Source organism: Synechococcus sp. W55.2, from assembly GCF_047461635.1.
GTDB lineage: Bacteria > Cyanobacteriota > Cyanobacteriia > Thermostichales > Thermostichaceae > Thermostichus.
In genome coordinates, this window is sequence record NZ_JANSHM010000096.1 from 1 (window position 1) to 7,374 (window position 7,374).

The window sequence follows — 7,374 nt, forward strand, 5'->3', positions numbered from 1 at the left end:
TTGGCCAGGAACTTCTTGAGTTTTCTCTATCTCGTCAGTGCTCTCTTTTGGCTCAAATGAAAGATCAACACAACCTAAGAAACAACTCTTCACCCTGAAAGCCCCCTTTTCGAGGATACTGCCCCACCGTTCCAGTAGACTCAAACTTTGCTCTCCTTTTCGGGGAGATGGGGAATTGTTGGCACAGTGCTTGATCCTGGGTTAGAAATGCTACCGAAAAGCAGTGTACTCCTTGACGCTTTCTAAACTTAACTTAATCGACAACCTTCATGAGCGCCTCCTGGGATCTGGTCAACCTGCTTACCTTACTCAACTGGAACACTCTGCCCGGATGGCTTTGGCTGCTCCTTTGGGGATCCTCACTGGCCGTGGTGATGTACTGGCAAAAGCGCTGGCTGCAGCGGGATCAGGTGGGTTTTCCCGATGTCATCATGCTGGCGCGTGCAGATACGACGGTGGTGGAATGTAACGAAGCTTGCCAGAAAATCTTGGGGGATTGGCGGGGCAGGCGCTGGATTGACGTGCTGCCGGCAGAAGAGCAAGAGCAGGTGCGGCAAAAGATAGCCCAGCTCACCCCTCAGCAGCCTACCTTCACCCGAGTTGGCAGGGTATCGGATGCGTCGGGGCAGACGCGCTGGTTCGAGTGGATCAACCAAGGCATTTTTGACTGGCAGGGCCGCTTGCAGTTCATTCGCGGGGTGGGCCGAGACATTACCGAGAAGAAACAGTTGGAAGAAAACCTGCGGCTGCGGGAGGCCCAACTGCGCACCTTGTTGGACGCCCTGCCGTTGGCGGTGTGGGCCAGGGATCCCCAGGGAGTGCTAATTTTGCAAAATGCCACCGACCGCGCCTGGTTTGGCGATCTGCTGGGTACTTCTCTGGAGGAGGTGGCTCAACAACATCCCCACTGGCCGGAGTACACCCCTCAAGTTCTAGCCGATCTAGAGCGGCAAGGGTTTTCCCAACTCGAGGGCAAGGAAGTAATTCAAGGTCAGGAGCGCTATACTTATCGCCTGGCCGTAAAGCTTCAGGATCAGTCTAAAGGTTTGGGACTTCTCGGCATTGTCCTAGATATCACCGAACAAAAGCGGCTGGAACAGGAGGTGTGGGAACAAGAAGAGCGTTTTCGCGCCTTCCTCAACAACAGCCACGACATTTTGTGTCGGATCGATGCCCAAGGTCTGCTGCATACCTTAAATCCTCCGGCTGCTGAGAAAATTTTGGGGCGTGCTCCCAATCAGGGAGAGGCCGTACCCTTGGATTGGGTTCACCCCGAGGATCGGCAGAACGTTGCTAATGCTCTTGAGCAACTCAAGGCTCGACCTGGCGAGACACTCAGCTTTATTTACCGGGCCCAACACGCCGATGGCCAGTGGGTGTGGCTGGAGAGCCTCTGCACCAATCTTTTGGAGGATCCCTCTGTGCAAGGGATCGTTTCCAGTACCCGCGATATCACCCAACAAAAGCAGGTGGAACTGGCCCTGCGAGAGAGCGAGGCCCGCTTCCGAGAAATTGCAGAGGCTGTACCGGTGGCTTTCTTTGTGTATTCTGCAGACTTGAGCCAGTCTCTCTACAAAAGCCCCCAAAGCGAGAAGATCTGGGGTTACACAGCAGAAGAGTTTCGCCGCAAGCCAGATCTCTGGAAAGACAGGATCCATCCCGAAGATCTGCCAAGGGTACTGCAGGTGGCCGCCCGAGCCACTCAAGAAGCCCAGCAGATCACCTACCGCCTTTTCCATCGGGATGGCAGGCTGCGCTGGCTGCGTACTTCTTGCCGACCCATCTTGAACGAACAGCAAGAGGTTATCCGTATTGTTGGCATTACCGAAGATATTACGGAGCAGAAAGAAGCAGAGCTGGCTCTACAAGAAAGCGAAGCTCGGCTTAGGGCTATTCTGGACGGGATCCCTTTTTCTATCTTTCTCAAAGATCTGGAAGGGCGCTATCTTCATGTAAACAAGACTTATCTACAACAGAGAGGCTGCAAGGCAGAAGAGCTCCTTGGAAAGTTGGATAGTGAGCTGTTCGCATCAGAAGAGGCTCTAGAATTTCGAGATCAGGATCAAAAAGTCCTGCAATCTCCGCATCCTGTCAGCTACGAGCGAACCTTTTTCCGCGATGGCAAGAGATTGACCCAGTGGGTCACCAAGTTTGCCCTGCGGGATCAGCAGGGGTCTCCTTACGCCGTTTGCGGCATCGCTGTGGACATAACGCCCCTCAAACAAGCCCAAGATCTGTTGCTGAAAGAAGCAGAGCGGGAGCGGCTGCTTGGAGCTTTGCTGCGACGCATCCGTCAGGATTTGGATTTGCAATCTATCTTGCAAACCACTGTTGCAGAAGTGCGAGAGGTTTTCCAGGTGGATCGGGTGATGATCTATCAGTTGCAGGAAGGTGTAGGGGGGTTTGTAGCTGCTGAGTCGGTGGCGGATCCCTGGCCCAGCCACTTGGGCCGCTGGGTGTGGGATGCTTGCCTTCGCCAGGATCCTTGCTACCGCAAGTACCAAGAGGGCTTTGTGCAAGCCATAGCCAACGTGGCGACGGCCAATTTGGATCCTTGCTATCGGGAGCTCTTGGAATCTTTCCAGGCCCAAGCCAACTTGGTGATCCCAATTCGGCGGGGAGAGGATCTCTGGGGCCTTCTGGTGGCACAGCACTGCCAATCCAGCCGCCCTTGGCAGGGGTGGGAAATCCGGCTTTTACAAGAGCTGAGCGATCAATTAGCCATCGCGTTGCAACAGGCCCAGTTATATGAACAACTGCAAGCCCTTAATCAAACCTTGGAAGAAAAGGTTCGGCAACGCACCTCTGAGTTGCAGCGATCCCTGCAATTTGAGGCCCTGCTGAAACGCATCACTGACCGGGTGCGCGACTCTCTGGATGAAGCTGAAATTCTCAACACCGCTCTGCGCGAGCTGGGAGACAACCTAAATGCAGATGGCTGCGATATTGGCCTTTACAACGCCGATCTCACACTTTCCACCATCAGCTACGAGTATTGTCCTCGCTTGGGGTCGGCCTTGCATACTTGTATTCCCTTTGCCCAATGTCCAGATCTCTACGCCCAGTTGTTGCGAGGAGAGCCCTGCATATTTTGTTTACTTCCTGACGCCCCCCGCCAAGGATCAGTCTTGGTCTGCCCTCTGCGGGATGGGGAGCAAGTCTTGGGGGATCTGTGGGTTTTTCGCAGCAGCGAGGAAAGTTTTGATGAGCAGGAAATGAATCTCGTAGCTCAAGTGGCCAATCAATGTGCTATCGGCCTAAGGCAGGCGCGCCTATTCCGAGCTGCCCAAGAGCAGGTGCAAGCCCTAGAGCGCCTCAACCGCTTGAAAGACGATTTCATCAGCACTGTCAGCCACGAGTTGCGCACTCCTCTAACCAGCATGAAAATGGCCCTGAAAATGTTGCAGATGGATCCCACTGGGGAGAAACGAGCTCAATACTTAGCCATTGCAGAGCGAGAATGCCAGCGGGAGATCGAGCTGATCAATGACCTGTTGGATTTGCAGCGGCTAAAGGCAGGAGCCTATGCTTTGAATCTGCAAACGCTGACCTGGGAAGCCTTGTTGGGGGATTTGCTGTTGGCTATTGGCGAACGCGCCCGTACTAAGGGGCAAACCTTTCAAGCCAACGTGCCTCTGGAGAGCAGCATCACCACAGATCCTCTCCTTTTGGGGCGTATCCTGCGGGAGCTCCTGCACAACGCTGTGAAATACACCCCGGTTCAGGGATCCATCTGCCTAGAAGTCAGGGTTGAGGCCAACCGAACTCGCATCCAAGTCAGGAATAGCCAAGAGATCCCGGCTGAGGAACTCACCCGCATTTTCGAGCGTTTTTACCGGATCCCCAGCCATGATCCTTGGAAAGAAGGGGGCACCGGTCTGGGCTTGGCTTTGGTGAAACAAATGGTGGATCAACTGAGGGGATCCATTGAGGTCAACAGCTCTGCCGGTTGGACGACTTTTACGCTACATCTACTCGAATTGCCGCAATTTTAATTCCACTTCTTCCCCTCGCTTTGGGATACATTACTGGCAGGGATCTGGGGGGGCTTTGCCTAAACCTATGACAACTCGCCTAGATTTGGCTCTCACTCTTGAAGACTTCCTCAAGTTGCCTCACATAGAAGATTCTCCGGCATGGGAGTACGTGGATGGAGTTGCCATTCAAAAACCGCTGCCCAAAGCCCACCACTCCATTTTGCAAAAACGCCTCGTGGCTGAGGTTGACGGCAGCACCACCGACTATACTGCCCTACCCGAATTGCGATGCACTTTTGCCGGTCGTTCCATTGTTCCCGATATTGCCGTAATTGCGTGGGATCGAATTCGCCTCAGTGAAACAGGCGAGCCAGAGGATGACTTCACCGCAGCACCCGACTGGATTATCGAAATTCTTTCGCCGGGTCAAAGGGTAAGCCGTGTAATCGATAATATCCTGCATTGCCTAAAGCACGGCAGCAAATTAGGGTGGATGGTGGATTTAGACGATTACTCTATTTTGGTATTTGCTCCTCAACAAGAGCCAGAAATTTGCCGAGGAGATCGTCAGCTCAAGGTGATCGACGGGATCCAGTTAGCATTGACTCCACAACAAATCTTTGTTCTCCAATACACTACCCCCGCCGCATGGCCGTAACCCCCGTGGGATCCAGCACCTTGCCCCGTTCCACCTCGGCATAGACCAGGTAGCGATCCCCGCAGTCCATCCAGGTTTTGACACGGCACTCCAGGTAAGCTAAGGCATCCAACAAAATGGGGCAGCCATTCTCAGCAGTGGCCGTGGCCAAGCCGGCAAAGCGATCTTCTCCAGGGCGCTGGGGCCGCTGAAAGTGCCGTTGCAAATTGCTACCTTTGCCTTCCCGCAAGATGTTGAGCACAAAGGGGGCCTGGGGATAGGTCAGCAATTCGGCTTCTTGTTCCTTGTTCACCGACAGGGTTAGCCCCGGCGGATTGAAGCTGGCCTGGGCCACCGACCAGGTGAGAAAGCCACGGCGGGTCTCTCCTTGCAGAGCGGTAACTACACACAGGGATCCCACCACCCGGCTCAGGGCTTGCCCAACCCGATCCGCCTGAGTTTCGCTGCTGGTTTGGCGAGGGGCGCGGGCTCGTTTGGCTTTGCGCAGGGCCTGAGCAAACTGGGATCCCGCCTCTTGACAGGCTTCCAGGATTTCAGGGGTGGGCTTAAACTTGGCGCGGATCGTCTCAAACCCCAAGGAAAAGCCGGCATTGAGCAACTTACTCTCGATGAGATCCACCGCTTCTCCGCTCCAGCCGTAGGAGCCGAAAACCCCGGCCAATCGGGTGGTGGGAACTGAAGAAAGGATGATGCCAAGGGCGGTTTGGATCTGCACAGGAGGATGGCCGGCCAAAGTCGGGGATCCAACAACAAACCCCTGGCAGCGCTCCAGAGCCTGGGCAATCTCTTCCGGGGTGGCCCATTCGCAGTTGATCCGCTCCACCTTAACGCCGGCTCGCTCCAACCCTTGGGCTATGGCCATGGCCATCAAACCTGTATTCCCGTAAGCAGAAGTGTACAGAAGAGCTACCCGCTGCTCGCCGGGATCCTCCTCGCACCAAGTGTGGTAGTCCAACCGCAACCGCCGCAGGCTGTGGCGCACCAAGGGGCCGTGGGCAGGGGCATAGATTTGGGCGGGAAATTCTTCCAACTTGGCCAGGGCTGCCTTCACCTGGGGCAATTGGTTGCGGTGCAAACAGTCGAAGTAGTAGCGGCGGTCTTCGCTGAGCTGCCGCCAATGTTCGTCAAACACCTGCTCATCGCACACATGGGCGCCGAACAGCTTATCGGTGTAGAGGATCCCGGTAGCCGGATCGTAGGCACAGAGGGCATCGGGGTGGCGGGGTGTGGGCACGGTGCGAAAGTGCAACTCATGCCCTTCTCCCAAATCCAGGCGATCCCCATCTCGGACGACCCGCAAACGGAAAGACTGGTCGCCATTGTAGAAAATGCCCAGATCGGCGGCTTCCTCTTCGTCGCGACTGCGGGGCAAGGGATCCATCTCTTCAAAGGCGGCCCGTAGCGTAATGGATCCCGGCTTGGAGCAGAGCACCATCGCGTAGGGAGCCAGAGGCAATAGGGCTTTGAGAGTGGCAATGCGGTTAAAGTTGACGTGGCTGAGCAAAATAAAGTCCAACCGCTGCAGGTACTGGTGTTGGGCCAGCTCTTCTAAAAAGATGCCGGTGAACGATTCCCCGGGAGGATCGATGAGGAGGGTTTGCCGGGCCTGGACGAGGTAGCTATTGGCGGTGGTGCCCCGTTGCCGGGCGTATTCCAGCTCAAACTTCAGGCGATCCCAGGTGCGGGAGCGGAGAACCAACGTGGACGGGCCGATAAGGGCAACTTGGACATCGCGGGCGGGGATCTTGCTCTCCATGGCAGCCTCCAATGGGGCATTTGTCCTCACCTTGCCACGAAACTGGGGGAATGGGGATCCCTTTTCAGAGTTTGGGAGCCCACGGCCCGGCTTGCCCAAAAGTTGGGTCTGAAGCCCCGTTCTACCCCTACGCGGAACTCAACCAGTAGGGCGGCTTTTGTGCTACAGCAAATACAGTGGCGAGAAGACTCAACTGCCCAAAAAACCACACGACTGTCTTAAAGCTGTTCACGCAGTGTTGCTAAGAAATACCAGTAATTAAGAATTTTCTCCCTTTGGGACAGGGAGTATTCAAGTTTTTGGCCAGCGAAAAGAAGAGGCTAAGATCGGCTTGTAGCGTGTTCAGGCTGCCTATGTCTGCCCGATCCAAGTCCAAAGTGGAAGCCCCTGCTAAGGGGATGGATCCCCGCCAGTTTACCGAAGCTGAGGTGGCGGCAATTGCAGAGCGGTTGGAGCGCAATGACTATCCGACCGTCTTTGGCTGCTTGGAAGACTGGCATGCCCTTCGAGCCGTTGCCTTTTATGCTCCCCACTTGGTGGCTCCCTATGCACACCTGTTGGAGTGGGAAGTGGATGAAGATTAGGACTGTCTTCGCAGTTCCGAAGGGATCCCAGTGCTCAGGGCAACGAGGGGGGAGGATTTCCGTCAGAGCCTTGCCGGCGAATCAGATAGCGCACTTCTTCAAGGAGAACGTTGAACCTCTGATCCGTTTCCGCTTGCCGTTGGTTGATGGCCTGGATGGCGCGTTCGTGCTCTCGTTGTAGAGCGGTGAGGGTGACAAGAGCTTGAGTCACTTCCTCTGCCCACTCGGCAAGGTGAGCTAAGTCAGAGCGGGTCTCGCTGACAACTTGCTGTAGCTCTCGCAGGCTTTGAGCTTGGGCAGCAGCTTGTTCGGCAAATTCGGCGCGGCTTTCTTGGATGGACTGACGCAGCTCCTCGATTTCCCGCAGACGGGCGGCGTTCTCCTCGGCAGACTGGGTGC

4 protein-coding genes and 1 pseudogene are annotated in these 7,374 nt (G+C 55.5%); 3 read left to right on the forward strand and 2 right to left on the reverse strand.

Going from position 1 to position 7,374, the window contains the following annotated elements:
• Nucleotides 1–269: 269 nt before the first annotated feature.
• Together NW828_RS13330 and NW828_RS13335 are read left to right on the forward strand one after the other, a co-directional pair.
• Entirely contained in the window at nucleotides 270–3,995 is a 3,726-nt protein-coding gene (locus NW828_RS13330) for a PAS domain S-box protein (RefSeq protein WP_414384372.1), read from the forward strand.
• Between the two features lie 67 nt (nucleotides 3,996–4,062).
• The gene (locus NW828_RS13335) at nucleotides 4,063–4,635 is read left to right on the forward strand and encodes a Uma2 family endonuclease (protein ID WP_414384374.1); all 573 of its coding nucleotides are present in this window, start codon (nucleotides 4,063–4,065) and stop codon (nucleotides 4,633–4,635) included.
• Here NW828_RS13335 and NW828_RS13340 read toward each other — a convergent pair.
• Nucleotides 4,613–6,391: a flavin reductase gene (locus NW828_RS13340; RefSeq protein ID WP_414384376.1), complete on the reverse strand. Its 1,779-nt coding sequence runs from the start codon at nucleotides 6,389–6,391 to the stop codon at nucleotides 4,613–4,615. The two genes, NW828_RS13335 and NW828_RS13340, sit on opposite strands and share 23 nt — an antisense overlap.
• A 353-nt stretch (nucleotides 6,392–6,744) precedes the next feature.
• Here NW828_RS13340 and NW828_RS13345 point away from each other — a divergent pair, with 353 nt between their 5' ends.
• The gene (locus NW828_RS13345; RefSeq protein WP_414384377.1) at nucleotides 6,745–6,975 is read left to right on the forward strand and encodes a DUF2555 domain-containing protein; all 231 of its coding nucleotides are present in this window, start codon (nucleotides 6,745–6,747) and stop codon (nucleotides 6,973–6,975) included.
• Nucleotides 6,976–7,009: 34 nt separating this feature from the next.
• Here the strand turns inward: NW828_RS13345 and NW828_RS13350 are convergent.
• Nucleotides 7,010–7,374, reverse strand: a pseudogene (locus NW828_RS13350) (hypothetical protein); the annotation flags it as partial.